General features: G+C 72.3%; 26 protein-coding genes. 5 read left to right on the top strand and 21 right to left on the bottom strand.

The features are described from left to right. Positions 1-7: 7 nt before the first annotated feature. Positions 8-616 (bottom strand): CGNR zinc finger domain-containing protein, encoded by a 609-nt coding sequence (locus ACFYTT_RS29970; protein WP_387264243.1) that lies wholly within the window; start codon positions 614-616, stop codon positions 8-10. A gap of 91 nt (positions 617-707) precedes the next feature. Here ACFYTT_RS29970 and ACFYTT_RS29965 point away from each other — a divergent pair, with 91 nt between their 5' ends. Together ACFYTT_RS29965 and ACFYTT_RS29960 are read left to right on the top strand one after the other, a co-directional pair. Beyond that, positions 708-1,454 carry a metallophosphoesterase gene (locus ACFYTT_RS29965; RefSeq protein ID WP_387264240.1) on the top strand — a complete coding sequence of 249 codons (747 nt, stop codon included), beginning with the start codon at positions 708-710 and terminating at the stop codon, positions 1,452-1,454. 2 nt (positions 1,455-1,456) lie between these two features. After that, complete coding sequence (locus tag ACFYTT_RS29960) at positions 1,457-2,128, top strand: LysE family translocator (RefSeq protein WP_387264238.1); 672 nt, start codon at positions 1,457-1,459, stop codon at positions 2,126-2,128. Positions 2,129-2,148: 20 nt separating this feature from the next. On the opposite strand, the gene ACFYTT_RS29955 is transcribed toward ACFYTT_RS29960, so the two are convergent. After that, positions 2,149-2,754 (bottom strand): DNA-3-methyladenine glycosylase, encoded by a 606-nt coding sequence (locus ACFYTT_RS29955; protein WP_387264236.1) that lies wholly within the window; start codon positions 2,752-2,754, stop codon positions 2,149-2,151. Positions 2,755-3,169: 415 nt separating this feature from the next. On the opposite strand from ACFYTT_RS29955, the gene ACFYTT_RS29950 reads away from it, so the two are divergent. Both ACFYTT_RS29950 and ACFYTT_RS29945 read left to right on the top strand, forming a co-directional pair. Then, positions 3,170-3,301 carry a hypothetical protein gene (locus ACFYTT_RS29950; protein ID WP_387264233.1) on the top strand — a complete coding sequence of 44 codons (132 nt, stop codon included), beginning with the start codon at positions 3,170-3,172 and terminating at the stop codon, positions 3,299-3,301. Positions 3,302-3,328: 27 nt separating this feature from the next. Beyond that, positions 3,329-3,598: a hypothetical protein gene (locus tag ACFYTT_RS29945; protein ID WP_387264231.1), complete on the top strand. Its 270-nt coding sequence runs from the start codon at positions 3,329-3,331 to the stop codon at positions 3,596-3,598. A 204-nt stretch (positions 3,599-3,802) separates the two neighbouring features. Here the strand turns inward: ACFYTT_RS29945 and argH are convergent, their stop codons facing one another. From argH to ACFYTT_RS29880, 13 genes are all read right to left on the bottom strand, one after another. After that, entirely contained in the window at positions 3,803-5,266 is a 1,464-nt protein-coding gene (gene argH, locus ACFYTT_RS29940) for an argininosuccinate lyase (RefSeq protein WP_176095740.1), read from the bottom strand. A gap of 58 nt (positions 5,267-5,324) precedes the next feature. Beyond that, a complete protein-coding gene (locus ACFYTT_RS29935; RefSeq protein ID WP_117230175.1) occupies positions 5,325-5,840 on the bottom strand; it encodes an arginine repressor in 516 nt (171 codons plus the stop codon). Next, a complete protein-coding gene (gene argF, locus ACFYTT_RS29930) occupies positions 5,837-6,763 on the bottom strand; it encodes an ornithine carbamoyltransferase (RefSeq protein WP_387264228.1) in 927 nt (308 codons plus the stop codon). Before argF ends, ACFYTT_RS29935 begins: the two co-directional genes overlap by 4 nt. Further along, a complete protein-coding gene (locus ACFYTT_RS29925) occupies positions 6,760-7,992 on the bottom strand; it encodes an acetylornithine transaminase (RefSeq protein WP_387264225.1) in 1,233 nt (410 codons plus the stop codon). The genes argF and ACFYTT_RS29925 overlap by 4 nt, the downstream gene beginning before the upstream one ends. After that, entirely contained in the window at positions 7,989-8,876 is an 888-nt protein-coding gene (gene argB / locus ACFYTT_RS29920) for an acetylglutamate kinase (protein ID WP_131054058.1), read from the bottom strand. The genes ACFYTT_RS29925 and argB overlap by 4 nt, the downstream gene beginning before the upstream one ends. Before the next feature lie 140 nt (positions 8,877-9,016). Continuing rightward, a complete protein-coding gene (gene argJ / locus ACFYTT_RS29915) occupies positions 9,017-10,186 on the bottom strand; it encodes a bifunctional glutamate N-acetyltransferase/amino-acid acetyltransferase ArgJ (RefSeq protein ID WP_357219460.1) in 1,170 nt (389 codons plus the stop codon). Next, positions 10,183-11,184 (bottom strand): N-acetyl-gamma-glutamyl-phosphate reductase, encoded by a 1,002-nt coding sequence (gene argC / locus ACFYTT_RS29910; protein ID WP_387264220.1) that lies wholly within the window; start codon positions 11,182-11,184, stop codon positions 10,183-10,185. The genes argJ and argC overlap by 4 nt, the downstream gene beginning before the upstream one ends. Before the next feature lie 106 nt (positions 11,185-11,290). Continuing rightward, positions 11,291-12,316: an NAD-dependent epimerase/dehydratase family protein gene (locus tag ACFYTT_RS29905; RefSeq protein WP_387264218.1), complete on the bottom strand. Its 1,026-nt coding sequence runs from the start codon at positions 12,314-12,316 to the stop codon at positions 11,291-11,293. Positions 12,317-12,324: 8 nt separating this feature from the next. Beyond that, positions 12,325-13,125 carry a glycosyltransferase family 2 protein gene (locus ACFYTT_RS29900; protein ID WP_236145813.1) on the bottom strand — a complete coding sequence of 267 codons (801 nt, stop codon included), beginning with the start codon at positions 13,123-13,125 and terminating at the stop codon, positions 12,325-12,327. Then, the gene (locus ACFYTT_RS29895) at positions 13,122-14,324 is read right to left on the bottom strand and encodes a nucleotide sugar dehydrogenase (protein ID WP_387264216.1); all 1,203 of its coding nucleotides are present in this window, start codon (positions 14,322-14,324) and stop codon (positions 13,122-13,124) included. Before ACFYTT_RS29895 ends, ACFYTT_RS29900 begins: the two co-directional genes overlap by 4 nt. 224 nt (positions 14,325-14,548) lie before the next feature. Further along, positions 14,549-15,373, bottom strand: a complete 825-nt coding sequence (locus ACFYTT_RS29890; protein WP_254876777.1) for a hypothetical protein — start codon at positions 15,371-15,373, stop codon at positions 14,549-14,551. Continuing rightward, the gene (locus ACFYTT_RS29885) at positions 15,370-17,658 is read right to left on the bottom strand and encodes a hypothetical protein (RefSeq protein ID WP_387264214.1); all 2,289 of its coding nucleotides are present in this window, start codon (positions 17,656-17,658) and stop codon (positions 15,370-15,372) included. Before ACFYTT_RS29885 ends, ACFYTT_RS29890 begins: the two co-directional genes overlap by 4 nt. After that, positions 17,655-18,470 (bottom strand): hypothetical protein, encoded by an 816-nt coding sequence (locus ACFYTT_RS29880; protein ID WP_387264212.1) that lies wholly within the window; start codon positions 18,468-18,470, stop codon positions 17,655-17,657. Before ACFYTT_RS29880 ends, ACFYTT_RS29885 begins: the two co-directional genes overlap by 4 nt. Before the next feature lie 451 nt (positions 18,471-18,921). Between ACFYTT_RS29880 and ACFYTT_RS29875 the strand changes: the two genes are divergently transcribed. Beyond that, positions 18,922-19,521: a Crp/Fnr family transcriptional regulator gene (locus ACFYTT_RS29875; RefSeq protein WP_254876776.1), complete on the top strand. Its 600-nt coding sequence runs from the start codon at positions 18,922-18,924 to the stop codon at positions 19,519-19,521. Between the two features lie 79 nt (positions 19,522-19,600). Here ACFYTT_RS29875 and pheT read toward each other — a convergent pair whose 3' ends face one another. From pheT to infC, 6 genes are all read right to left on the bottom strand, one after another. Then, the gene (pheT, locus tag ACFYTT_RS29870) at positions 19,601-22,171 is read right to left on the bottom strand and encodes a phenylalanine--tRNA ligase subunit beta (RefSeq protein ID WP_387264209.1); all 2,571 of its coding nucleotides are present in this window, start codon (positions 22,169-22,171) and stop codon (positions 19,601-19,603) included. 39 nt (positions 22,172-22,210) lie between these two features. Next, complete coding sequence (pheS, locus tag ACFYTT_RS29865; protein WP_131052958.1) at positions 22,211-23,281, bottom strand: phenylalanine--tRNA ligase subunit alpha; 1,071 nt, start codon at positions 23,279-23,281, stop codon at positions 22,211-22,213. 255 nt (positions 23,282-23,536) lie between these two features. Continuing rightward, the gene (locus ACFYTT_RS29860) at positions 23,537-24,334 is read right to left on the bottom strand and encodes an RNA methyltransferase (RefSeq protein WP_131052959.1); all 798 of its coding nucleotides are present in this window, start codon (positions 24,332-24,334) and stop codon (positions 23,537-23,539) included. 67 nt (positions 24,335-24,401) lie between these two features. Further along, positions 24,402-24,794: a 50S ribosomal protein L20 gene (gene rplT, locus ACFYTT_RS29855; protein WP_131052960.1), complete on the bottom strand. Its 393-nt coding sequence runs from the start codon at positions 24,792-24,794 to the stop codon at positions 24,402-24,404. A gap of 33 nt (positions 24,795-24,827) precedes the next feature. After that, complete coding sequence (gene rpmI, locus ACFYTT_RS29850) at positions 24,828-25,022, bottom strand: 50S ribosomal protein L35 (protein ID WP_131052961.1); 195 nt, start codon at positions 25,020-25,022, stop codon at positions 24,828-24,830. 20 nt (positions 25,023-25,042) lie between these two features. Beyond that, complete coding sequence (gene infC / locus ACFYTT_RS29845) at positions 25,043-25,678, bottom strand: translation initiation factor IF-3 (RefSeq protein ID WP_131052962.1); 636 nt, start codon at positions 25,676-25,678, stop codon at positions 25,043-25,045. Positions 25,679-26,246: the final 568 nt, after the last annotated feature.

The raw sequence follows: 26,246 nt of genomic DNA, 5'->3' as shown, positions 1-26,246 counted from the left end.
CGAAACACTACGGAACCGTCGGGCTCGCCGCGTGGCGCTGGTAGTGCCGGGACACCCGGGCACGGTTGCCGCAGGACGGCTTGCACCACGCCTGGCGCGGATGGTCCTTCACGAAGTAGCGCACGCAGCGCGGCGCCGGGCAGGCGAGCAACTGAGTGCGAGCCGGGCCGGTGAGGAACTCGATCGCCGCCCGGGCCAGCACCGCGACGAGCCACCGCCGGGCGTCGGTCGTGGCACCCCGCCAGGCGACCGCCGGTGTCGACCCGTCCGGCCAGCTCAGCACCGGCCGCACGGGCAGCCGGCCGGCGGCCTCGTTGAGTCGCTCGACGGCGTCCGGCACGGGCATCAACGTCGAGGAGTCGGCCCGGCTGGGCGGCCCCGGACGGACCGCGTGCGCGAAGAGGGCGCGGACGGCACGCCGTACGGCCACCACGTCGCGCCGCAGGTGCTCGTCCGGCGTACCGGCGAAGGGCTCGGCGGCGTACTCCCGCAGCGGTTCGGCCTGCTCCCGCAGCCAGGCCGCCAGCCCGGCCACGTCCGCGAGGTCGTCGGCCACGCCCCCGTTGCCGTCGTGCCGGATGGTGCTCGCCAGGGCGAGCACGAGCTGCTGCGACATCGGGCCTCCTCAGGTCCTGCTTGACGCGCCCCGTGCGATCGAGTGTAGTTTCCCTAATGCTTGCGGACGCTACAACCATTAGGGGACTGCTGTGCTCGTCATCGCCCACCTCAGCGACACGCACCTCGACAGTCATCCCCGCTCGGCCGAGCGGACCGCCCGGGTGATGGACCACCTGCACGCCCTGCCCCGACCGGTCGACGCGATCCTGATCAGCGGGGACATCGCCGACCACGGCGAGGTGGCCGAGTACCGGCTCGCCGCGGAACTCTTCGCGTCGCCACTGCCGGTGATGGTCTGCCCCGGCAACCACGACGTGCGCGACGCGTACCGCAAGGGTCTGCTCGGCGACGCGGGCGGCGGCGACGGCCCGATCAACACCCGGCACGACGTCGCCGGCGCGGTCTTCCTGCTCGCGGACTCGTCGATTCCGGGCGAGAACGACGGTCACCTCGACGAGGAGACGATGGAGTGGCTCGCCGGACAACTCGGCTCGGTGCCGGCCGGGACTCCGGTCTTCGTCTCCTTCCACCACCCGCCGGTCGCCCTGCACCACCCCGTCGTCGACTCGATGCGGCTCTCCCCCACCGCGCCGCTGGCCGACCTGCTGGCCGCCCACCCACAGGTCGTCGCCGTGCTCACCGGCCACTTCCACACCGCCGCCGCGAGCACCTTCGCCGGCCGACCCCTGCGGATCGCGCCCGGCGTCGTCTCCACGCTCCGACTGCCCTGGGAGGGTGACGGACCGCTGGTCGACCTGCGCCAGCCACCCGGGGTGGCGTTCCACGTGTACGACGACGCGGGACTGCTGAGCACCCACTACCGCGTGGTGGTCTGAGGTTGAACAGGGTCGCCGTGCTCGGCTTCCTGGTCGCCGTCGCGCCGATAACCCTGACCCCGGGAACCAGCCTCACGCTGGTCGTCTCGCGGGTCGCCGCCGGCGGGCCCCGGCAGGGCTGGTGGGTGATCCTGGGTACGGTCACCGGGATCTACGTGCACGGCGCGCTCGCGGCCATCGGCCTCGCCGCTCTGGTGCTGCGCTCGTCGCAGGCGTTCTGGACGGTGAAGCTGCTCGGCGCCGCCTATCTGGTCGGGTTCGGGCTGTGGCTGCTGTGGTCGACGATCCGTCGCCGACACCCGGCCGGTTCTGCCCCGCCCGACGGCCCTGCGCTGTCCGACGGCCCGGCCACCGTCCGCCGAGCCCGGCGGCTGCCGTGGCGCGGGCACCATCCGTACGCGCAGGGGCTGCTCGGCACCGTGCTCAATCCCAAGGCCGCCGCCGTCTACCTGACCCTCGCCCCACAGTTCCTCGGCTCGCACCGCTCCGTGCTGGTGCCGATGCTGGTGCTGGCATCGGCGCACGCGGCGCTGCACACCTGCTGGCTCGCCGGCTGGACCGTCGTCTCGGGTGCGGCGGCCCGGCTGCTGCGCACCCTCCGGGTCCGCCGGGCACTGGACCGGCTGACCGGCGCGCTCCTGGTCGGTCTCGGTGTCCGCACCGCAGTCGGATAGAGCAGCCTGGCAGACCCGAGTCAGTGCCGTCGCCGGGGCACGTGGCGACGGTAGGTGCTGACCGTCGGGTCACCGGTGATCCAGAAGCGCCAGGGGACGTCGTGGGCGGCGGCCACGCCGACGCGCGGGCCGGCGGAGACCTCGGACGGCGCGACCGGACGCGTCGGCGGAGTCAGCAGCAACGGCCCGCTGCCGTCGACGAGGTTGGTGCCGTTAGCCGTCGCGTCGAGCCCCAGCGCCACCACCAACCGGGCCGGGCCGCGCGCCAGGTCCCGGTCGGGCACCTCGCCGCGACGCGTGCGGGCGAGATCCACCCCGTCGACCACCGCACCGGCCCGCAGCAGGACCGCCGCCGCCTCCCCCTCGCGCCCGCAGACCACGTTGAGGCACCAGTGCATCCCGAAGACGAAGTACGTGTAGGCATGGCCCGCCGGGCCGAACATGACCTTCGTACGCGGTGTCGGCCCGCGATGGGCGTGCGAGGCCGGGTCCTCGCCCGTCCCGGCGTACGCCTCGACCTCGGTCAGCCTGATCCGAACGCCGCCGGCCGAGACCTCCCAGCCCAGCAGCGTGCGGGCGGTCTCGGCGATCTCGGCGGCGGGCGCGTTCAGCCAGGAGTGGTCCACCCGTCCAGGTAACCGCGACCGGGGTTCGATCGGCAACCACGCGCCGACGCCTCGGAGAGCCCAGCATGGTCCGTCCCGGGTATGACCTGGGAGTCCAGGTCGCGGCCGAACATGTCCGGGACGACATCGCGCTCGGCTGAGACGGTCGGCATGTCGATCCCACCCCTCGGCGGGAGCGCACCCTCGACGAATCGGGCCTGGGGTGCTCCTCCTGGCCGCCTTTCGAGCTGAACCGTCGGCGCTATCGCCCGCCCCCAGGTGTGGACGGCTATGCCCGATCCGCTGCTGCGGTCAGCTCGACAGGCGCCTCGATGGACAAGCGACGCCCCACCGGCGCCCGCCGATCGACGCCCCTCCGACCTCGAGGGTTCAACACCTTGTTGACAACGCTTCATTGAAGTAGTGGACTGGGGGCATGACCGCCTCCGCCCGCACCTCAGCACAGGCAGCCCAGGATCCGGCCCACCGCACCTACGCGGCCCTGCACCGGCTCACCGAGCGGCACGCCGCCACCGAGGCGCAGCGCCGCCGGCACACCAACCCGTAGGCGGCCGATCCGTACGAGGCGATCGCCGTGGTGTTGGCCCTGGCCGCCGGGGCCGCCGAAGCTACGAACGGTGAGGAACCGGTCGACGAGGGAGACCTGCTCGCCGCGCTCACCCTCTTCCCGCACCTGCGGGCGGAGATCGACACCATGGAGGCGGGACTGCTGGACCTCGCGCGCAGCCGTGGGCTGACCTGGCAGGCGATCGGGCACGGACTCGGCCTGGGCAGCGCCCAGGCCGCCCGCCAGCGCTACGACCGGCTGGCCGCCCGCACCCGACCGGACCAGGCCGCCGACTGAGTCGGGTGCTGCGCCAGGGTCGCAGCACCCCGCCCCGGAGGTCGCCACCACCGGCGGGCCCCAGGCCCGACAGCACGAACGGTTCAGCTCGAAAGGACACCAACCACAAGTACCCGGAGCGACGAGCCGGCCCTCCGAAGCCGACGTAAAGGGGTGAAGCGAGCGTACGGCCCGGCCGGTGTAGACCGGGCCGGGCCGTCCGCCTCAGCGGGGTACGACCTGCTCCGCCGCCCACTCCCGCCAACCGGCCAACCGGTCGGCGGCGGTGGCGAGCTGGTCGGCGACCGGGCCGGGGCCGGTCGAGCCGGGCGTGATCCGGGCGGCCAACGCCGAGCGGACCGACAGCACGTCGCGCACGCTCGGGTCCAGGTGCTCGCTGACCGTGGCCAGGTCGTCGTCGGAGACCTCGTCGAGGGCACAGTCCCGGACCGCGCAGAGCGCCACCAGCTTGCCGGTGATCTCGTGCGCGTCGCGGAACGGCACACCCTTGCGGACCAGCCAGTCGGCCACCTCGGTCGCCAGCGAGAAGCCCACCGGCGCGGCGGCGACCAGGCGGTCGACGCGTACCGTCATGGTGGAGATCATCCCGGCCAGGGCCGGCAGCAGCAGTTCCAGGGTGTCGACCGCGTCGAAGGCCGGCTCCTTGTCCTCCTGCATGTCCCGGTCGTACGTCATGGGCAGGCCCTTGAGCATGGTCAGCACCGCGACCAGCCCACCGACCAGCCGTCCCGACTTGCCCCGGGCCAGCTCGGCGATGTCCGCGTTCTTCTTCTGCGGCATGATCGAGGAGCCGGTGGCGAAGGCGTCGTCCAGCTCCACCCAGCCGAACTCGTGCGACGTCCAGAGCACCACCTCCTCGCCGAGGCGGGACAGGTGCACGCCGACCAGCGCGGTGATGAAGAGGAACTCGGCGACGAAGTCCCGGTCCGCGACCGCGTCCATCGAGTTGGCGAACGAGGTCCGGAAACCCAACTCCTTGGAGACCGCCACCGGGTCCAGCGGCAGCCCCGACCCGGCCAGCGCGCCCGCGCCGAGCGGGCTCACGGCGGCGCGGTGGTCCCAGTCGCGCAGCCGCTCCAGGTCCCGCAGCAGCGGCTGCACGTGGGCGAGCAGCCAGTGGCCGAAGGTGACCGGCTGGGCGTGCTGCAGGTGCGTCATCCCGGGCGCGGCGGTGTCCACGTGCCGCTCGGCCTGCTCCACCAGCGCCTCGGCCAGCTCGACCAGCCGCGACGCCACCCCCCGGGCGTGGTCGCGCAGATAGAGCCGCAGGTCGGTGGCGACCTGGTCGTTGCGGGACCGGCCGGCGCGCAGCTTGCCGCCGAGGCTGCCGAGCCGCTCCAGCAACCCGCGTTCCAGGGCGGTGTGCACGTCCTCGTCGTCGACGGTGGGCCGGAACGCGCCGGAGGCGCAGGCCGCCTCCAGGTCGTCCAGGGCGGCGAGGATGCGGCCCAGTTCGTCCGGGTCGAGCAGGCCGGCGCCGGCCAGCACCCGGGCGTGGGCCCGCGAACCGGCGATGTCGTACGGGGCCAGCCGCCAGTCGAACTGGACGCTCACCGACAAGCGGGCCAGCGCCTCCGACGGGCCACCGGCGAACCGGCCACCCCACAGGCTCGTACGGTTGGCGGGCGCGCTGTTCTCGGTCAGGCTCTTGTCGTCCACCTGGCCCATTCTGGCGGTCACCACCGCGACGCTCCGCACCGGGCGTCCCGCCCGAAGTCCCGCTCGGTCATGGTGCTGTGTTCCCTTCGGTGTACTCGTCGCGACGGGCCCAGCCGGCGAGCCGTTCGCCGAGCGCAGCCCCGCCGTCGGATTCGCGGGCCACCACGAGGATGGTGTCGTCGCCGGCGATGGTGCCGACCACCTCCGGCAGTCCCGCCCGGTCCAACGCGCTGGCCAGATACTGTGCGGCCCCCGGCGGCGTCCGCAGCACGGCGATGTTGCCGCTGGAGTCGACCTCGTTGAGCAGTTCCCGCAGCAGCCGTACCAGCCGGGCCGGCGCCGCCTCGGCGTCGCGCAACGGCCGGTGGCCGTCCTCCGGGATGACGTACACGGCCCGGCCGTCGCCGCCCCGGGCGGTGACCGCCCCCAGTTCCTTCAGGTCCCGCGAGAGCGTGGCCTGGGTGACCTGGACGCCCTCGTCGCCGAGGAACTCGGCCAGCTCGGTCTGTGAACGGACGGCCCGGTCACGGATCAGCTCGACGATGCGGGCGTGCCGGGCGGCACGGGTGAGGGGTGCACTCATGTCTTCTCCTCCAGGAGGAACGCCAGCAACGCCTTCTGGGCGTGCAGCCGATTCTCCGCCTGGTCGAAGACGGCACTGCGCGGGCCGTCCAGCACCTCGCCGGTGATCTCCTCGCCCCGGTGCGCCGGCAGGCAGTGCAACACGATCACCGTCGGTGCGGCGTGCCCGAGCAGTTCCTCGTTGACCTGGTACGGCAGGAACGGGGTGGCGCGGTCCAGCCCGTCGCCCTCCTGCCCCATCGAGACCCAGGTGTCGGTGGCGACCACGTCGGCGTCCCGGACCGCGTCGACCGGGTCGACGAGCACCCGGACGCTGCCGCCGGTGTCGGCGGCGATCGCCTCGGCGCGGGCCACCACGTCGGCGTCGGGCGCGAAGCCCTCCGGACCGGCGACCCGGACGTGCATCCCGGCGGTCGCGCCGGCCAGCAGGTACGAGTGGGACATGTTGTTCGCCGCGTCGCCGACGTACGCCAGGGTGCGCCCGGCGGTGTCGCCGAAGCGTTCCCGCACGGTCAGCAGGTCGGCCAGGAGTTGGCAGGGGTGGAAGCCGTCGGTCAGCGCGTTGACCACCGGCACGGTGGCCCCCTCGGCGACCTCGGCGATCCGGTCGTCACCATGCGTCCGCAGGACGATCGCGGCCACGTAGCGGGACAGCACCCGCCCCGCGTCGGCCAGCGTCTCCCCCCGCCCGAAGTGGGTGACCTGGGTGTCCACCACCAGCGGGTGCCCGCCGAGTTCGGCGATGCCGGCGTCGAACGAGATCCGGGTCCGCAGGCTCTGCTTGTCGAAGAGCACCGCCACCGACCGGGGACCGGCGAGCGGCGCGTACGCGAACCGGTCGGCCTTCATCCGGGCCGCCAGGTCGAGCACGGCGGCTTGCTCGGCGGGCGACAGGTTGTCGTCACGCAGGAAGTGCCGGGTCATGCCTTGGCCTCCGTCGGGTCGAGGTCACCGGCCGGGCCGGGGGTGGGCGTCACCGCGTCGAGGGCGAGGGGCAGCGCGGCCAGGAACGCGTCGGCCTGGTCGGCGGTGAGGATCAGCGGCGGGGCCAGCCGGAGCACGTCCGGCTGGATCGGGTTCACCAGGAAACCGGCGCCGCGCAGCGCCTCGGCGGCGGCGGCCGACACCGGCGCGGTCAGGGTCACGCCGAGCAGCAGCCCGGCGCCCCGCACCCCGCCGACCAGCGGATGCCCGAGCCCCTCGATGCCCCGGCGCAGCCGCTCCCCGATCCGCTTGACGTGGTCGAGCAGCCCCTCGTGGGCGATCGTGGAGATCACCGCGAGCGCGGCGGCGCAGCTCACCGGGTTGCCGCCGAACGTGCTGCCGTGCGACCCGGCGACCAGCAGGTCCGCAGCCGGGCCGAAGGCCAGGGTGGCACCGATCGGCAACCCGCCGCCGAGCCCCTTGGCCAGGGTCACCACGTCCGGCTCGACACCCTCGGCCTGGTGCGCGTACCAGTGTCCGGTGCGGCCGACACCGGTCTGCACCTCGTCGACCACCAGCAGCGCGCCGTGCCGGGCGGTGATCCGCCGGGCGGCGGCGAGGTAGCCGGCCGGTGGGACCACCACACCGCTCTCGCCCTGGATCGGCTCCAGGATCACCATCGCGGTCGCGTCGGTCACCGTCGCCTCAAGGGCGGCGACGTCACCGTACAGGACGTGGTCGACCTCGCCGGGAAGCGGACGGAACGGGTCGGCCTTGGCCGGCTGACCGGTCAACGCCAGGGCACCCATGGTCCGGCCGTGGAAACCACCGACGGTGGCGACCACGTGGGTGCGGCCGGTACGCCGGGACAGCTTGAACGCCGCCTCGTTGGCCTCGGCGCCGGAGTTGGCGAAGAACACCCGACCCGGGCGTCCGGCCAGGGCCAGCAGCAGCTCCGCCAGGGCCACCGGGGGTTCGGCGACGTACAGGTTGGAGACGTGCCCGAGCGTGGCGACCTGCTTCGACACGGCGGCCACCACGGCCGGGTGCGCGTGCCCGAGGGAGTTGACGGCGATGCCGCCGAGCAGGTCCACGTACTCCCGACCGGCCTCGTCCGTGACCACGGCGCCGGAACCGGACACCAGGGCCAGCGGCGGCGTGCCGTAGTTGTCCATCATCGACTGCCGCCACCGCTCGACCAGCGTCATGCCGGCACTCCGCCCGCTCATGAGGGGATCACCATCGTCCCGAAGCCTTCCGAGGTGAAAACTTCCAACAGGGTGGAGTGCGCGACCCGACCGTCGACCACGTGGGCCGCGGGTACGCCCCCGCTGACCGCGCGCAGGCAGGCCTCCATCTTGGGCACCATGCCCGACTCCAGCGACGGCAGCAGTGCGGCCAGCTCGGTGGTGCCGATCTCGCTGACCAGGCTGGAGGTGTCCGGCCAGTCGGCGTACAGGCCGGGCACGTCGGTGAGCACGACCAGCTTGCGGGCGCGCAGCGCGACCGCCAGCGCGGCGGCGGCGGTGTCGGCGTTGAGGTTGTGCAGCACCCCGTCCACGTCCGGCGCCACGGTGGAGATCACCGGAATCCGGCCCGCTCCGATCAGGTCGTCCACCGCCGACACGTCCACCGACTCGACGTCGCCGACCTGACCCACGTCGACCGCCTCGCCGTCCACGTACGCGTGCCGACGTACCGCCGTGAACAGCCCGGCGTCCTCGCCGGAGAGCCCGACCGCGAACGGGCCGTGCGCGTTGATCAGTCCGACCAGTTCCCGGCCGACCTGCCCGACCAGCACCATCCGGACCACGTCCATCGCCTCCGGGGTGGTCACCCGCAGGCCGCCCCGGAACTCGCTGTCGATGCCGAGCCGACCGAGCATCGCCGAGATCTGCGGTCCACCGCCGTGCACCACCACCGGCTTGAGCCCGACGTAGCGCAGGAACACCATGTCGGCGGCGAAGGCCCGCTGCAACTCGGGGTCGACCATGGCGTTGCCGCCGTACTTGACCACCACCGTGGAGCCGGAGAAACGGGCCAGCCAGGGCAGGGCCTCGATCAGGGTGGCGGCCTTCTCCTGGGCGCGGGTCAGATCCGAGGTCAGGGTCACCGGACCGGCCTTCCGTAATAGATCACGTCGCTGACCTTCTGTTCGCGACTGCGGGACTCCGCTTCGCTGCATTCCTCGCGCTCACGTCGCTGACCTTCTGTTCGCGACTGCGGGACTCCGCTTCGCTGCGTTCCTCGCGCTCACGTCGAGTACGCCGAGTTCTCGTGCACGTACCCGTGCGACAGGTCGTTGGTCCACACCGTCGCCTCGGCGGCGCCGGCGTGCAGGTCGATGCGGATGGTGACGTCGCGTCCGGTCAGGTCGACGCGGGACCGGTCCTCGGCGGCGGCGCCGGAGCGGCAGATCCAGATCCCGTTGACCGCGACGTCGATCTCGTCCGGCTCGAACGTGGCGGCGGTCGTGCCGACGGCGGCGAGGATCCGCCCCCAGTTCGGGTCGTTGCCGAACAGTGCGGTCTTCACCAGGTTGTTGCGGGCCACCGACCGGCCCACCTCGACCGCCTCGTCCTCGTTCGCCGCGCCGACCACCTCGATGGCGACCTCCTTCGTGGCACCCTCGGCGTCGGCCAGCAACTGCCTCGCCAGGTCGTGGCAGGCGGCGGTGACCGCGCCGGTCAGCTCCGCCTCGCTCGGCGTGACCCCGGAGGCACCGCTGGACAGCAGCAGCACGGTGTCGTTCGTCGACATGCAGCCGTCGGAGTCGACCCGGTCGAAGGTGACCCGGGTGGCGGCCCGCAGCGCCGCACCGAGCGTCTCCGGCGGGGCCACCGCGTCGGTGGTGAGTACGCAGAGCATGGTGGCCATGCCGGGAGCCAGCATGCCGGCGCCCTTGGCCATGCCACCGACGGTCCAGCCGTCACCGCGCGTCACGGCGGTCTTCGGTCGGCTGTCGGTGGTCATGATCGCCTCGGCGGCGGCGTCACCGCCGTCACCGGCCAGGGCCCGCACCGCCGAGGCCACTCCCGGCAGGAGCTTCTCCATGGGCAGCCGCTCGCCGATCAGACCGGTGGAGCAGACGGCCACCTCACCGGCGCCGTACTCCCGGCCGCTGACCGCGCTCAGTTCGGCGGCGGTGTGCTCGGCGGTGGCGTGGGTGTCCTGGAAGCCGGCCGGGCCGGTGCAGGCGTTCGCGCCGCCGGAGTTGAGCACCACCGCCCGGACCAGGCCGCCGTGGACCACCTGCTGGGTCCAGACCACCGGGGCGGCCTTGACCCGGTTGCTGGTGAAGACCGCGGCGACCCCGGCGTCCGGGCCGTCGTTGACCACCAGGGCCACGTCGGAGGCGCCGCTGGTCTTGAGGCCGGCGGCGACCCCGGCCGCCCGGAACCCCCCGGGGGTGGTGACGGTCATGGCGCGACTCCGAAGCAGGACAGGCCCGTGGTCTCGGGCAGACCGAACATCAGGTTGGCGTTCTGCACCGCCTGGCCGGCGGCGCCCTTGCCGAGGTTGTCCAGTGCGGCGACCACGATCAGCCGACCGGAGTCGACGTCTACGGTGGCCTGGAGGTGGCAGGAGTTGCCACCGAGGGTGGCGGCGGTGTGCGGCCACCGGCCCTCGGGGAGCAGGTGCACGAAGGGCGCGTCCGCGTACGCCTGCGCCAGCACCGCGCGGGGGTCCACCTCGCCGGTCGGCCGCGCGGTGACCGTGGCCAGGATGCCGCGCGGCATCGGCGCCAGCACCGGTGTGAACGACAGCCCGGTCGCGCCGGTGGCCTGCTTGATCTCGGGTACGTGCTGGTGGGCGCCGACCTTGTAGGGCGACAGGTCGCCCGCCACCTCGCTGGCCAGCAGGTGGGTCTTGGCGGCCCGGCCCGCGCCCGAGGTGCCGCTGGCGGCGACGACCACCACGTCGGCCGGGTCGGCGGCTCCGGCGGCGATCAGTGGTGCCAGCGCCAGCACGATGGTGGCCGCGTAACAGCCGGTGTTGGCCACCCGCGTGGAGGCGGCGACGCGCTCCCGCTGACCGGGCAGTTCGGGCAGCCCGTAGGTCCACGCGCCGGCGTGGGCGCCGCCGTAGTAGCGGGTCCAGGCGTCCCCGTCGACCAGGCGGTGGTCGGCGCCGAGGTCCACCACCCGCACCTGCGCGGGCAGCCGGGACGCGAGCGCCGCCGACTCACCGTGCGGCAGGGCGAGGAAGACCAGGTCGGCATCGGCCAGGACGTCCGGGGTGGTCGCCGCGAACGTCAGGTCCATGCCGGTGAGCTGCGGGTGCACGCTGTCCAGCGGCTGCCCCGCCTGGCGGTGCGCGGTGGCGGCGACCAGGTCGAACTCGGGGTGCCCGGCCAACAGGCGCAGCAGTTCACCTCCGGCGTATCCGCTCGCCCCGGCGACTGCGACCCGAATTCCCATACCTACCTCCGCATGACTATGCAGAAGAGGTTAGCAGTGGCCGATGACTGACCGCAAGGTCATGCATACCGCTGCATGGTGATGTCACCGGGTGCGGACGGGACGGTCAGAGCCGCCCCTCGGCCACCGCCCGGGTCACCCACGGGACGACCTCGTCGAGCATCTCGTCCAGCGAGGTGGCGGCCGTGAAACCGAGCACCTCGGCGGCCTTGGTGGTGTCCGGCACGCGCCTGCGCACGTCGTACTCGAAAGGGTCGTCACTGACGTGACGGAACGGCACGTCCGGCCCCTTGATCTTGCGCCAGATCACCTCGGCCAGCTCCAGTACGGTGGTCGACCGCGCGGTGGAGAGGTTGAAGTCCTCGTTCCACGCGGCCGGGTGCTCGACGGCGAGCGCGATGCCCCGTGCCAGGTCACCGCCGTAGGTGTAGTGCCGCACCTGGTCGCCCTCGCCGAGGATGTGCAGCGGGTCCTGCCCCTTGACGATCTTCTGCACCAGGTCGGGCACCACGTGCGACATGGCCAGCTTGACGTTGCCGGAGAGCACCTCGGCCTGGCCCAGGGCCCGCCCCTCCCCCACGCCCACGCAGTTGAACGGCCGCACGATCGTGTACGGCAGCCGGTACTGCTCCCAGGCCGCCCGGGCGTAGTACTCCACGGCCAGCTTCTGGAAGCCGTACGAGGAGAGCGGAGGCGGGATCCGCCGCTCGTCGCCCTCCCGGCTCGGCCAGTGCGTCGTCGACTCGTACACCATCGAGGAGGACAGATAGGTGACCTTGGCGAGCCGACCCTCCCGATGGGCCCGGATCGCCGCGTCACAGGTGGCCGCCATGATCCGTTCGTTGGTGGCGAGCAGGTCGTAGGCGTACGCGTGGAAGTAGGAGATCCCGCCGATCATCGCCGCACCGGCGACCAGGTGGTCGCAGCCGTCGAGCAGGTCGGTGAGCAGGCCGACGTCGCGGGCGTCACCCTCGACGAACCGGAAACGCGGGTGCGTGTCGTAGCTGTGGGTGACCGGCCCGTACTTCGAGAAGTCGTCGATCCCGACCACCTCGTGCCCGCGATCGAGCAACTCGGAGACCAGATAGCCGCCGATGAAGCCGGCCGAACCGGTAACCAGGACCTTCGCCACGTACGCTCCTAAGCCGTCTTCTCGTACTCGGTGCCGCGCTGTTCGTACCCGGCGCCGCGCGGGACCGCCACGACCGCCGGCCCGCGCCGGGCGGCCATCTTCTCCCGGCTCAGCCGCCGACCGTAGGAGAAGACGTACCAACGCAGGTAGCCCGGCAGGAAACGCCCCAGGTCGAAGTGGGACTCGCCGAGCGGTCGGTCCAGCCAGATCGTCGGGATCTCCGCCACCGGCAGCCGCAGCCGGGTCGCCTTGGCGGTCAGCTCCAGCCCGATCTCGAAGCCGGTCCGCGACTCGATACCGACCTCCCGCACGAACGCGGTGTCGTACGCCTTGAAGCTGTTGGTGGCGTCCCGGGTGCCGACCCGGGCGAAGGTGTACAGGCTCCGGCCCGCCCACCGGGACATGATCCGCTTCAGCCGTGGTCCGCCGACCTGCTGGCCGCCCGGCATGTACCGGGACGCCGCCGCGACCACCACACCCCGGTCCACCAGCCGGGCCAGCTCGTCGATCTGCCGGGGGTCGTCACAGCCGTCGGCCATCGTCACCACCACGACCGGCGCCCGGGCCGCGTCGATGCCGAACCGGATCGCGTTGGCCGGGCCCCGCCCGTAGGTGTTCAGCACCGCCCGCACCCGAGGATCGGTCCGCGCGATCTGCTCCACGTACGGCACCGTGGTGTCCTCGGGCTGGTCGTGCACGATGAGCACCTCGGCGGGGAGCATCAACTCCCGCAGCATCCGTTCCAGGCAACGGACGATCGCCTCGCCCTCGTCGTAGACCGGCACGATCACCGAGACGCGCGGGTTCACACCCGCACCCCCTGCCCGGTCAGGCCCCACATGTCGATCACCGGCCGGTCGGTGTCGAGGCGGGCGTACTGCTCGTGCGGGGCCGCGATGACCAGCAGATCCGACCGGCGCACCACCTCGTCCAGGTCGAGGAGCCGCTCGTCGACCACGTACGGGTCGGTGCACAGCGTCTCGCGGGCCTTCAACGCCAGGATCTTGCGCAGCTTGTACGCCAGGCTCTCCCGAGGGTCGTCGCTGCCGCCCTTGAACGCCATGCCGAGGATGCCAACGGTCGACGTGGCCAGGTCGAAGCGGTCCTCCAACCGGGACACCAGATACAGCGGCAGCCCTTCGTTGATCAGCATGGCCGAGTGACCGAGCACGAAATTGTTCCGGTTGAAGGCGGCCAACTGCATGGTGTCCTTGAACAGGCACGGTCCGGCGGCGAAGCCCGGCATCGGCAGGTCCGCCGCGCGCGGATAGTCGAACGCCACGGCGTGCCGGATCCGGGCGAAGTCGAGCCCGACGTCGTTGGCCATCATCCAGAACTGGTTGGCGGTGGCGAACTTGATGTAACGCCACGTGTTGGTGAACAGCTTCGCCAGCTCCGCCTCCTCCGGCTGCAACGGCACGATCTGCTCGGTGAGGTGCCGGAACAGCCGCTCCGCCCGGGCCTGCGCCTCCGGCGTCCGCGCGGCCACGATCTGCGGCAGCGCGAACAACTCGGTCATCGCGTGGCCCTCGGCGATACGCTCCGGACAGAAGGCGACGTCGGCGTGCACACCCTTGGCGGCCAGCAGCTTCTCGGTCAGCGCGGTCACTCCCGGATAGACGGTGCTGCGCAGCACGACGAGCTGACCGTCCCGCAGGTGCTCCGCGCAGCGTTCCAGGGCCCGGGGCACGGCACCGAGATCCGGGTTGAGGTGCTCGTCGACCGGCGTACCCACCACGACCACCAGATGCGCGGAGAGGCCGACGGCCGCCGGGTCGGTGGTGGCCCGCAGACGACCGGCGGCCACCGCCTCGGCCAGCGGTGCGGCGGCACCCGCCTCGGCGAACGGCAACGTGGCGGCGTTGACGGTGTCCACCGCGTCGGCGTTGAGGTCGTACAGCACGACGGAGAGTCCGCGGGTGGCGAAGGCGATGCCCAGTGGCAGGCCGACCCGGCCACAACCACCGACTATGCAGACGTCGACCGCAGGGGGTGGCTCGTCGGACATGAGGGGGCTCCCGTGGGGTGGCGGGTCTGATCGGCGGCGGTGCGCGGGGTCCAAGCAGGCTAACCGCTCGCACGTGACTCGCGGGTAACCAAACAGCTATCGATGCCAGCCTTTCGGCCGATCTCTGCCCGGATGCAAGGACCGGATGCAAGGAAGGGTCCCCTCCTAACGCCTCATGCATAGGAGGGGACCCTTCCTAACATCTCTACGAGCGCCCTGACGCTTCAGTTGACCTGCTCGGACAACCCGTGCTGCCGCTCATACGTGCGCAGTGCCAGATCCCACGCCTGCGTGTACTCGGACGGCCCGAGAGCAAGGTCGCTGTGCCCCTTGACCGCCTCGCGGAGCAGCCGCACCAGGTCCGGCACGCTGCCCCGACGCTCCTCGACGTAGCGCCGGAAGATATCGGCGAACTGTTCCCCGGCCAGGGCCGCCGCGTGGGCGGTGACCGGGTCGTCCTCGAGGTCACGCAGCACCGTGCCCCACCGGCGAGTCAACTCGTCGGCCTGGCGAGCCCGGATCTTCTGCAGTTCGTGGTCGCACTCCAGCCTGATCCGCTCCTCCCAGTACGGACGGAGTCTTTCGCGCACCCGATCCTCCGGGCTGACCCGGATACGCACCCCGAACTGCGGCAGCTGGCCCTGCTCCTGCGGCCACCGCTGGTGCATCAACACGTTGTTCAGCGCCCGCTCCAGATCGTGGGCCCGGTGCGGCTCGTACTCGCGGGCAAGGTCGATCACGCGCTCCCGGACGATGCTCCGCGCCCACGGCAGCAGACCCTCGGCACGCATCTGCAGCTCCTCGAAGGGCATGTTCGACGCCGTCCACAGGTAGGCCACGTACAGGCAGAAGTCGAAGGCGTCCCCCTTGGCCGGCACCAGCATCGGTCTCGGTACGTCCTGCCGGAAGGTCACCCGCACCGGCGCGGGCCTCGGCACAGGCACTGGCGCAACGGGCATCGGCGAGAAGATGCGCTGCCACCACGAGCGCTCCGGCTGACGCGGTACGGCATGGTGCGTGGGCGTGTTCCCCGGGGATGCAGTGGTCATCGGCTGTCCTCACGAATCAGTCGTTCGACATCGTCGAGTAGCGGCTTGCGCGGCATGACGGGACGCCACACATGACGCAACTGGTGGTCGAGCCGGCGGCGCAGCGGAGGCCGTCCGGCCACCACGAGCCGCAGCAGCGCCAGTACGTGGCCGGCGACCTCCGGCTGCCCGTCGGCCCGGTCCAGCCAGAAACCGAGCGTCCGCCAGGCGCGGTACGCCGTCTCCGGGAGGCTCAACGCCGTCGCCCAGAGCTCGGCCAGGTCATGCGGGGACACGATCTCCGCCCGGGCCAGGTCCAGCAGTTCCGGCCACTGCTCCCGGGGTGCCGGCGCCCACCGTTCCGCCAGCACCCGGAGGGTCCTCGCGGCGTGCAGCCGCACCTCCCGATCGCTCGAACGGGTCCATCCGGCCAGGTCGGGGACGAGCGCGGCGGCGTTCCCGCCCTGGTACACCTCGACCAGCCCGCGTGACACCGAGTTGTTCCACCGCTGCATCCGCGCCGACGCGACCATCCGCAGTTGGACCAGGGCCGCGTCCGGCCAGAGACGGGCCAACCCCAGTTCGTGGGCTCGGGCCACGGTGTCCCGCAGGTGCGCGGCCGTTCCGGCGGCCCAGCCGTCCAACTCGACCCGTACCCGCTGACGCAGGCGAGGCTGCAGTGCCATCGCGACCAGGATGATCGCGGCGGCCTGCCGAACCCCGGCTCGCCGGTCCCGGGCCAGGTCCCGCACGGCGTCCAGAGCCGCCCGGACGTCCCGGCCGGCAGACCAACCGATCGCCCCCGCCGCGGCCTGCCGCACCTCCGGCAGGTCGGTACGGACCATGTCCGCGAGCCAGCCGAGCAGGACCTCCGGCGGCCACCACTCGGCCCACGCGACGTCGAGCACGGCCGACCGCAGATCCTCGCTGCCCGTCGCGAACTGCACCCGTACCCCACCGACGGCCCATCCGTCGGCCGGCTCCACCACCACGGCGGCACGCAGGGTGGCCCCGAGCAGATCGTCGAGCGCGGTGCCCCGCAGCCGTACCGCCGTCGCCGGTGACCGCTCCGGCACGGGAGCCCCCGGCGGACGCTCCGGCGCGTCGGCCGCCACCAGCCGGCCGGCGGCGAACCGGATCTCCGCTGTCGACAGCCCCGCCAACACCACACAGGAGAGTCGGAACGCACGTACCTGTTCGCCGGACCAGCCCACCGGGATGCCGGCACCGTCCTGCGGATCCAGGATGCGCGCGGCGCGCTCCCGGAGCTGCTGGGGAAGCAGCTGCGCCAGCCGCTCGGTGAGCTGGCCGGCACGGGGCAGCGTCCGGGCGATCGCCTCGACCACCGGCACCACCTCGCGCGACCGAGGCTCGGCGGCGAGATAGGTGGCGAGCAGCGGATGGCGGGCGCACTCCTCGTCCACGTAACGCTCCAGGCACTCCCCGTCGCAGCGGTCGGCGCAGAAACCGACGCAGCGTCCGGCCAACTCCCGTCGCAGCCGAGCGCGGAACACGTCCCCGGCCGGCGCCGGTCGATGCTCGATGACGTGCCCGCCAAGGTCCCGGGCACGTCGGGAGAAGTCACCGACCAGCAGCAGCGTCACCCCCTCGGACTCGGCCCGCGACGCCAACTGGACCAACGTGTAACCGTCGACGCCGCGCACCGCCTCGTCGGTGAGCCGCAGCACGTACCCGCACCCCGACCGGGGGCCCGTCGCACCACCGAGCAGGTCGGCGGGCTGCGCGACACCGAGTACGCCGACCCGGTCGAGACCGTGCCGGCGGGCGGCTCCGACCAGCGCCGAGGTGAAACGCCCACTGCCGGCAGGGCCGGACAAGCACACCACGTGGCGTTGCTTCAGTACCCGGTCGAGCTGCTGGTCAGTGACGGCCGGGGCGTAGCCGTGGACCACGTCCCGGACGATTGTCGCGCTGAGCGTCTCGGACCAGACCCGGCCCGCCTGCGCTGCCGTCGCGGTGACGTTGACCGTGCCGATCGCCATCGCACCGTGTCCGGTGGCGTTCTGTCCCCGGACGAGGACGTCGCCCACCTCGACGCCGGCGACGCCGCCGAGCAGACCCGCGAGTCGGCGCAGCACATCGCCGGGATCCAGTGGCTCCTCGACGTCCTCCGGCTCCTCCGGCCCGGCCGGCTCGGCCGGCCCCGACGTGCCCGCACCGGCCTCCGGTGCCGGTCCGTCGTGGGGCGCTGGTGTCTCACCACTCGGCGGCGCGGACTGCGGCGTGTCCGGGACGGTGCCGGTCACGGAGTCGTGCGGAGCCGACTGCGGGTTCGGGTCGGTCATCGGTCCGTACCAGGACGGAGATGGACGTCCCGGCCCACCGAACCGATCGCCATGGCGCCGTGTCCCACCGCGTTCTGGCCGTCGACACGGATGTCACCGGTACGGATTCCGCCGGCCACCGGATCCGGGGCACGGTACGCGGGGTAGCCGCCCCGCCTCTCCTCTTCCAGCCTGGGCTCGCTCACCCCACCGGACACCTCCGGCGACTCGTCCCCCACCCACGAGGCGACGTCCTCATCCACGACGCAGAGCCACCCCTGAGCCTGGAACTGCTTGTCCGGGATGCGCACGTCGATCCGCTTGAAGCGGTCCGGGCGGATCTGCTCGGGATACTCGGTGACCACGTCGCGATAGATGTCCGAGGAGACCACCAGCGCGATCCCGGCGTCCGGGAACGCGGCCAGCGCACGGCGTACCGGTGCGGCGTCGCAGAGCCTGCTCACCAGTACGACCGCCTGACCGGGAAAGCCGTTGGCGCCGTCCAGGTGCACCATGCCCTGGTGCACCGCGATCCGCAGCCGGATGCGGGCCGCCGGGAGGCGACTGGCGTTGTAGCGACGCAGTCGACGGTTCAGCTCCGGCACGAACCGACCGATCAGGTGTGCCTCGGGAAGCTCGCGGGGCAGGATCGCCAGTTCTCCGTCACCGGACTGCTGCGTCCTCCAGTCTTCCCGTCGCAGGCCCACCTCCTCGGCCGTTTCCCGCAGCAGTCGGTGGAAGTCCTGCTGCGCCTCGTACTGCTGGACGTTACCGCGCCCGCTGTAGCGCTCCATGTCCACGCAGATCAGCATCCGCCGTTCTGGATGTCTCATGTCGTCACCCCTTCGTCACCACACCCTGCCGGTCCTGGCACCAGGGGACATCCAAGCCGTGGCGACGGGCGCAGACCCCGTAGAAGTACGGCATCACAGGGGTTGTCGACCAACCGTCATTCCGTCCTGAGCGGGCATTCCGGCCAGCTCCGGGCGGTGTACTCGCCGTATGTGGACAGTTCCGATCGACCTGTTCCTGGGGCTGGATCTGGAGTTGCTGCCTACCCTCGGTCTGCTGGTCGGATACCTGCTCACAGCGGCTCTGTTCCGGTGGGCGCCGAAGATTGTAGGCGACCGGCTACGCTTCGACCGCTGTCGTTGGCTAAGCAGATTGGGAGCCTTGATGCGGCGAGATCCACCCCAGATTCCGGAGTGGCCTCACGGCACCTTTCTTCAACGACTGGGTCCTCCCGTACGCGCCGCCCTTCTCGAACTCGGGGTCCGTCGCCGGGTGCCGGCCGGCCAGATCCTGATCCACGAAGGCCTGCGGGAGTCCCACCTGATCCTCATCGAGGAGGGCCTGACGAAGGTCACCGCTGCGCTGGCCGACGGACGAACCGCGCTGCTGTCCCTGCGGGTCGGGGGCGACCTGATCGGGGAGATGTCGGCGCTCAACGACCAGCCACGCTCGGCGACCGTCACCGCCTGCGGGCCCGCCCGGTACTGCGTGATCCCGTCCGACCGGTTCCGTACGTTCCTGAAGGGCCATCCCGACGCCGCGCTCGAACTCGCCGCGATGGTCTCCGACCGGCTGCGGTGGTCGAACCGGCGGCGGATCGACTTCACCTCCTACCCGGTGACCATCCGGGTGGCCAGGGTGGTGGCGGAGCTGTCCCGCACCCACGGTCGGCAGGCGGCCGGCGGGGTCGTCATCGACGTCCGGCTGACCCAGTCGGAGCTGGCCACCATCTGCGGCGCCTCCGAGACCTCGATCCAGAAGAGTCTCCGCGAGTTGCGCAACGAGGGCCTGGTGGACACGGACTATCGGCGGATGACCGTCCGCGACCTGGACGGGCTGCGCGCCCTCGGTCGCCTCGACGACGAGAACTGACCGGAGCACACCCCGGATGTTAGGAGGGGTCCCCTGCTATGCACGAGGCGTTAGCAGGGGACCCCTCCTTACATGCGCGTCAGGCGCCGCGCAGGGTGGCGTGGTAACGCTCGGCGGCGCGGGCCACCGCGGCGTCCCTTGCGGCCACCGCCTCCTCGACGGTCAGCGTCCGGTCCGGTGCGCGGAAGGTCAGCTTGTAGGCCAACGACTTGCGGCCCGCGCCCACCTGCTCGGAGGCGTACACGTCGAACAGCCGCACCGATTCCAGCAGGGTGCCGGCGCCCTCGGTGAGAGCCTGCCGCACCGCCTCCGCCGGGACCGACTCGTCCACCACCAACGCCACGTCGATCAGCGCCGGCGGGAAGCCGGACACCGTCGGCGCGAGCGCCACCGGCGCCTCCGGCAGCGCGTCCAGGTCCAGCTCCATGGCGCTGGTCCGGCGGGGCAACTCCAGCGTGGCGAGCACCGTCGGGTGCAGTTCACCGGCGTGGCCGACCACCGTGCCGTCCACCAGCAACGCGGCGCACCGGCCGGGGTGCCAGGGGGCGTACTCGGCGGCCCGCACCTCGATGCTGTCCTGCGGCACCCCGGCGGCGGCCAGCACCGCCCGACCCGCCTCCACGGCGTCCGCCCAGCCGGCCGCCCGACCCGCACCCCACCAGCCGGCCGGCTCGACGTCACCGGTCAACACGACCGCGACGTGCCGGGGCTGGTCCGGGACGACCGCGTCGGCGGCGGCGAACTCCTCGTCGGTGGGCCGCCGGTCGACGCCCATGACCGGCGGTCGGCCGGCACCCGGACGCGCGCGGAAGACCGCGCCGGTCTCGTAGAGCGCCAGGTCACGCAGACCACGACCGAGGTTGCGGCGGACGATGCCGAGCAGCGGGCCGAGCAGCGTGGTCCGCAGCAGCGGCTCCTCCTCGGAGAGCGGGTTGGCCAACCGGACCGCCTGGCGACGCGGGTCGTCGGCGGGCAGCCCGAGCTGGTCGGCCAGCTCGGTCGCCACGAACGGGTGCGCCAGCACCTCGACGAAGCCGCGTTCGGCAAGCGAGCGGCACACCGCGCGGTGACGGCGCTGCCGCGCGGTCAACCCCCGCCCGGGCGGCGCGGTCGGCAACACCGACGGCACCTTGTCGTACCCGTCGAGGCGGGCCACCTCCTCGACCAGGTCGGCCGGATCGGTCAGGTCGGGCCGCCAGGTGGGCGGGGTGACGCTGAGCGCCTCGACACCGCCGACGGCACCCACCTCGCCCGCGTCCTCGGCGAGCCGGTCGGCACCCCGGGCGACGGTGCACCCGACCTGCTCCAGCAGGGCCACCACCCGGGCCGGCGGGTACTCCACGCCGACCCGCCGGGTGGGCAGGTCGACCGGCAGCACCACCGGCGTACGCGGTGCGACGTGGTCGATGTCCAGCACCTCGTCGGCGACGGTGCCGCCCGCGTACTCGGTGAGCAGCCGCACCGCGCGGTCCAGCGCGACCAGCGGCAGGGCCGGGTCGACGCCCCGCTCCCACCGCTTGGCGGCCTCGCTGAACAGCTTGTGCCGGCGGGCGGTGCGCCCGACCATCACCGGGTCCCAGTGCGCGGCCTCGAACAGCACGTTGACGGTGCCGGGCACCACCTCGCTGGTCTCGCCGCCCATCACGGCGGCGAGCGAGATCGGCACGCCCTCGCCGGCGAGCGGGTTCGGCGCCCCGGTGTCGCAGATGACCATGTCCTCCGGCGCGAGGACCCGGGTCACCCCGTCGAGCGTGGTCAGCTTCTCGCCCGCCTCGGCCCGTCGAACCACCAGCGCACCGGTGATCCGGTCCGCGTCGAAGGCGTGCATCGGCTGGCCGGTTTCCAACATCACGTAGTTGGTGATGTCGACCGGCAGGGAGATGGTGCGGATGCCGGCGAGGGTGAGCCGCCGCTGCATCCACTCGGGGCTCGGTGCGGTCGGGTCCACGCCGCGCACCAGCCGGGCCGCGAACCGGTCGCAGCCGACCGTGTCCCGGACCTCGACCGGGTACGCCGGGTCGGCGGTGCCGGCCGGCGCGGGCACCAGACCGGGATCCCGGAAGTTCACCCCGAGGGCGAGCGCCAACTCACGGGCCAGCCCCCGCAGCGACATCTGGTAGCCCCGGTCCGGGGTGATCTCCACCTCGACCACGACGTCGTCGAGGCCGACCATCGGGCGGGCGTCGTCGCCGGGCTTGCCGGCGGTGCCCTCGGGCAGCACCACGATGCCGTCGTGGTCGTCGCCGAGGCCCAGCTCACGCTCCGAGCAGATCATGCCGTTGGAGTTGCGCCCGTACGTCTTGCGGGCGCCGATCGCGAAGCCACCCGGCAGGACGCCGCCGGGCAGGATCACCACCACCCGGTCGCCGGGGGCGAAGTTGCGCGCCCCGCAGACGATCTCCTGCGGCTCGCCGGTGCCGTTGGCGGCCCCGACGTCGACCCGGCAGAACCGGATCGGCTTCTTGAAGCCGGTCAGCTCCTCGATATCGAGGACCTCACCGACCACCAGCGCCCCCTGGACCGTGTCGGCCAGGTCCACGATCGACTCGACCTCGATACCGAGGTCGACCAGGGCCCGCTCCAGGTCGGCGGCGGGCAGGTCGGCCGGGAGATCGACGTACTCCCGCAGCCAACTGACAGAAACTCGCATGACTTGTGACCACCGTCTCCGTGACTCGTACCCGTCGCCCTACACACCGGCCCCGAACGCGCGGGTGAACCGCACGTCGCCTTCGGCCATGTCCCGCATGTCGCTGACCCCGTGCCGGAACATCACCGTGCGGTCGATGCCCATGCCGAAGGCGAACCCCGAGTAGACCTCCGGGTCGATGCCGCAGGCGCGCAACACCCGGGGGTTGACCATGCCGCAGCCGCCCCACTCCACCCACCGGGGGCCGTCGCGGTGCTCCGGGAACCAGACGTCGAACTCGGCCGACGGCTCGGTGAACGGGAAGTAGTGCGGCCGGAAGCGGGTCCGCGCCCCCGCGCCGAACATCGCCTGGGCGAAGTGGTCCAGGGTGCCGCGCAGGTGGGCCATGGTGATGCCCTTGTCCACCACCAGGCCCTCGACCTGGTGGAAGACGGGCGCGTGGGTGGCGTCCAACTCGTCGGTGCGATAGACCCGGCCGGGCACGACCACATAGATCGGCGGCTTGCGGGTCAGCATGGTCCGCGCCTGCACCGGCGAGGTGTGGGTCCGCAGGACCAGCCCGGACTCCGTGGCGGGTGCGATGTGGAAGGTGTCCATCAGACCGCGCGCCGGGTGGTCCGGCCCGATGTTCAACGCGTCGAAGTTGGTCCACTCCAACTCGACCTCGGGGCCCTCGGCCACCTCGTAGCCCATCCCGACGAACAGATCGCTGATCTGCTCGGTCACCAGGCTGACCGGGTGTCGGGAGCCGCGCGGCCGCCGGTCGTGGGGCAACGTCACGTCGACGCGCTCCTCCACCAGCACCCGCTCGGCCTGTTCGCGCTCCAGCACCTCGGCGCGGGCGGCGTGGGCCTGCTCGATGGCGCGGCGGGCCTCGTTGACCCGTTTGCCGGCGTCGGACTTGGCGGCCGGCGGCAGGGCGCCGATCTCCCGGCGGGCCAGCGAGACCGGGGCGCGGTCACCGAGGTGCGCCGGGCGCACCACGGCCAGCGCGTCGGGGTCACCGGCGGCGGCGAACGCCTTCTCGGCCTCGGACACGGCCTCGGCCAGGGCGGCCGGGTCGAGCAGGGCGACCTGCTTCGGGTCGTACGGATCGTTGCGGTAGCTCATGGCGTACGGGCACTCCCTCACGGCGGTGCCGGCCCTCACGGGCGGCGAAGCGAGTCTACGGACGCGCGGCTACGCCGCAGCCCGCCGGTGGGAGTCGCGTGGGGAGCAGGTCAGGCCCGCCGCCCGCCGACACCGGCGGGCTGGCTAAAGGAACGCCCGGTCGCGTTCACCATGGGGGCCGCTCTCCTCGTGCTGAGTCTGGTCGCACGGCATGTCTCGTGCGGTGCCGTCTCGTGCGGTGCGCCTGACCGGAGGTCAGCGCTGTGCTCTCGCCGAAGCGTACAGGCAGACGGCCGCCGCCGCAGCCAGGTTGAGGCTCTCCGCCCGCCCGTGCAGCGGCACCCGGACCCGGGCGTCGGCGGCCCCGGCCAGCTCGGCGGGGAGGCCGTGCGCCTCGGAGCCGAACAGCCAGGCCGTGGGCGCGGCGAGCCGACCGGCGTCGGCCAGGTCGTCGAGGTCGTCGGCGCCGTGCCCGGTGGCGGCGAGCACGGTCAGCCCGGCGGACCGCACCGCGTCGACCACCTCGGCGGGGTCGCGTTCGCGGACCACGTCGACGTGGAACAGGCTGCCGGCCGAGGAGCGGACACACTTGCCGTTGTACGGGTCGACCGCCTCCCCGGCGAAGACCACCACGGCGGCCCCGGCCGCGTCGGCGGTCCGCAGCACGGTGCCGGCGTTGCCCGGGTCACGGATACCGGCGAGGACCGCGACCAGGCGCGGCCGTCCGGCCAGAGCGGTCTCCAGGGGTACGTCGACGTGCTCGCAGACGGCGACCAGGCCCTGCGGCGCGACGGTCTCGGCGAGCGCGGCGAGCGCCTCCTCGGTCACCTCGGAGACGGGTACGTCGTCGCGGGCCGCGGCTGCCGCGAGGTCGGCGTACCGGTCGAGAGCGGTCGGCGTGCCGAACAGCTCGCGGACCGTACGCGGGCGGGCGAGTGCCTCGCGGACCGCCTGCGGCCCCTCGGCCAGGAACCGGCCGGTGGCCTCGCGGTCCCGGCGGCGCTGAAGTCGGCGGGCGGCGACCACCCTGGGGGTACGCGGCGTGAAGGTCATCTCGTCCTCACCACACACGCGCGAGGCGCCCCCGGTCGTGGGGACGCCTCACTGCGTTGTGCGGGGATCAGGCGGCCTGAGCCGGCGCGCCGCCGGTGCCCTCGGCCTTGACCGCGGCCCGGGCCAGCTCGACGATCGCCGCGAACGACGAAGCGTCGTGGACCGCCATGTCGGCCAGGATCTTGCGGTCGACCTCGATGCCGGCCAGGCGGAGGCCCTGGATCAGGCGGTTGTAGGTCATCCCGTTGGCACGGGCACCCGCGTTGATCCGCTGGATCCACAGCTGCCGGAAGTCGCCCTTGCGGTCGCGGCGGTCCCGGTAGGCGTACTGCATCGAGTGCAGCACCTGCTCCTTGGCCTTGCGGTACAGCCGGGAGCGCTGACCGCGGTAACCGCTCGCGGTCTCCAGCAGGGTACGACGCTTCTTCTGGGCATTCACAGCCCGCTTGACGCGTGCCATCTCAACTCCTTCTTGGACTCAGGTTGGCGCGCGTCAGCGGCCGAGCAGCTTCTTGAGGCGCTTGACGTCGGACTTGGCGACCTCGACCAGGCCCGTCAGCCGCCGGGTACGGGTGGAGGGCTTCTTCTCCAGGTTGTGACGCAGACCGGCCTGCTGCTTCATGATCTTGCCCTTGGCGGTCACGCGAACCCGCTTGCCCGTCCCCGTGTGGCTCTTCATCTTCGGCATGTGGAACGTCTTCTCCCCTGTTACTCGCCGCTGTTGTCGGCGACGGTGCCGGTGTCACCGGCTGCTGCGGTCTCGCCGGCCTCCGGCGCGGCGGACTCATCCGCTGCCCGGTCCCGGGGCGCCCCGCCCCGGGAGGCGACCGCGGCGACCGCGGCGGCCTTGGTGGCGCGGTGCGGCGCGAGCACCATGATCATGTTTCGACCGTCCTGCTTGGGAGCGGCCTCGACGTACCCCAGCTCCGAGATCTCGCTCTCGAGCCGGCGCAGGAGCCGGTAACCCAGCTCCGGGCGGCTCTGCTCGCGACCGCGGAACATGATCGTCACCTTGACCTTGTCGCCGGCCTTGAGGAACCGCACCACGTGACCCTTCTTGGTCTCGTAGTCGTGCGGATCGATCTTCGGCCGGAGCTTCATCTCCTTGATGACGGTCTGCTGCTGGTTACGCCGCGCTTCGCGCGCCTTGAGTGCGCTCTCGTACTTGAACTTGCCGAAGTCCATGAGCTTGCACACCGGCGGGCGCGCCATGGGCGCAACCTCGACCAGGTCCAGATCGACGTCCGCGGCCAGCTGAAGGGCGCGCTCCAGCGGGACGATGCCCACCTGCTCACCCTCGGGGCCGACCAGTCGGACCTCACGTGCCCGGATCTGCTCGTTCACGCGTGGTTCGACGCTGATGGGGCCTCCTCGAGTCGGTTCTTCATGCGTGTCCGACCCTGCGGCTCCCGGTTGGGAGCCGACCCGGAAAGCAGAAGGCCCCGGCACATGCCAGGGCCCGCTCGACCGGTCGGCACGATCACAGGATCGCGCATCCCGGCCCGGGACATGCCCGGAACCGGAGACCGGACCCGGCCGCCGTAGTCGGCGACTCGGGTGGGAGCAGGCGCCCCACTTTCATGGCCGCCCGCGCAACGCGGACAGCCTGGTCGACTCGACCACACTACACCCCGGGTAACCGGGCCCCCAAACCGACCCGCCCCTGTGCCGGCTTGCCCGTGCGCTGGCTCCTCCCGTGCCGGGACTGGTGCACTCCCCCGCCGGCGCCACGGTCAGGAACCCGAGTTCGCGCCCTGTCGAGCTGAACCGTCGACGCCATCGCCAAGAACCGAGGACGCAGCGACCCGTTGACGCCCTCAGCTCCAAAGGGCACGACGAACAGTCACTCGGACCCCGCCCTATCGACCTGAACCGTCGACGCCATCACCCATGAACCGAAGACGAGGCGATC

It is taken from the genome of Micromonospora sp. NPDC003816, assembly GCF_042874705.1.
In the GTDB taxonomy this organism is placed as follows: Bacteria; Actinomycetota; Actinomycetes; order Mycobacteriales; family Micromonosporaceae; genus Micromonospora.
Note: the sequence above shows the minus strand (reverse complement) of the source record. Positions and strands in the feature narration are given on the sequence as shown.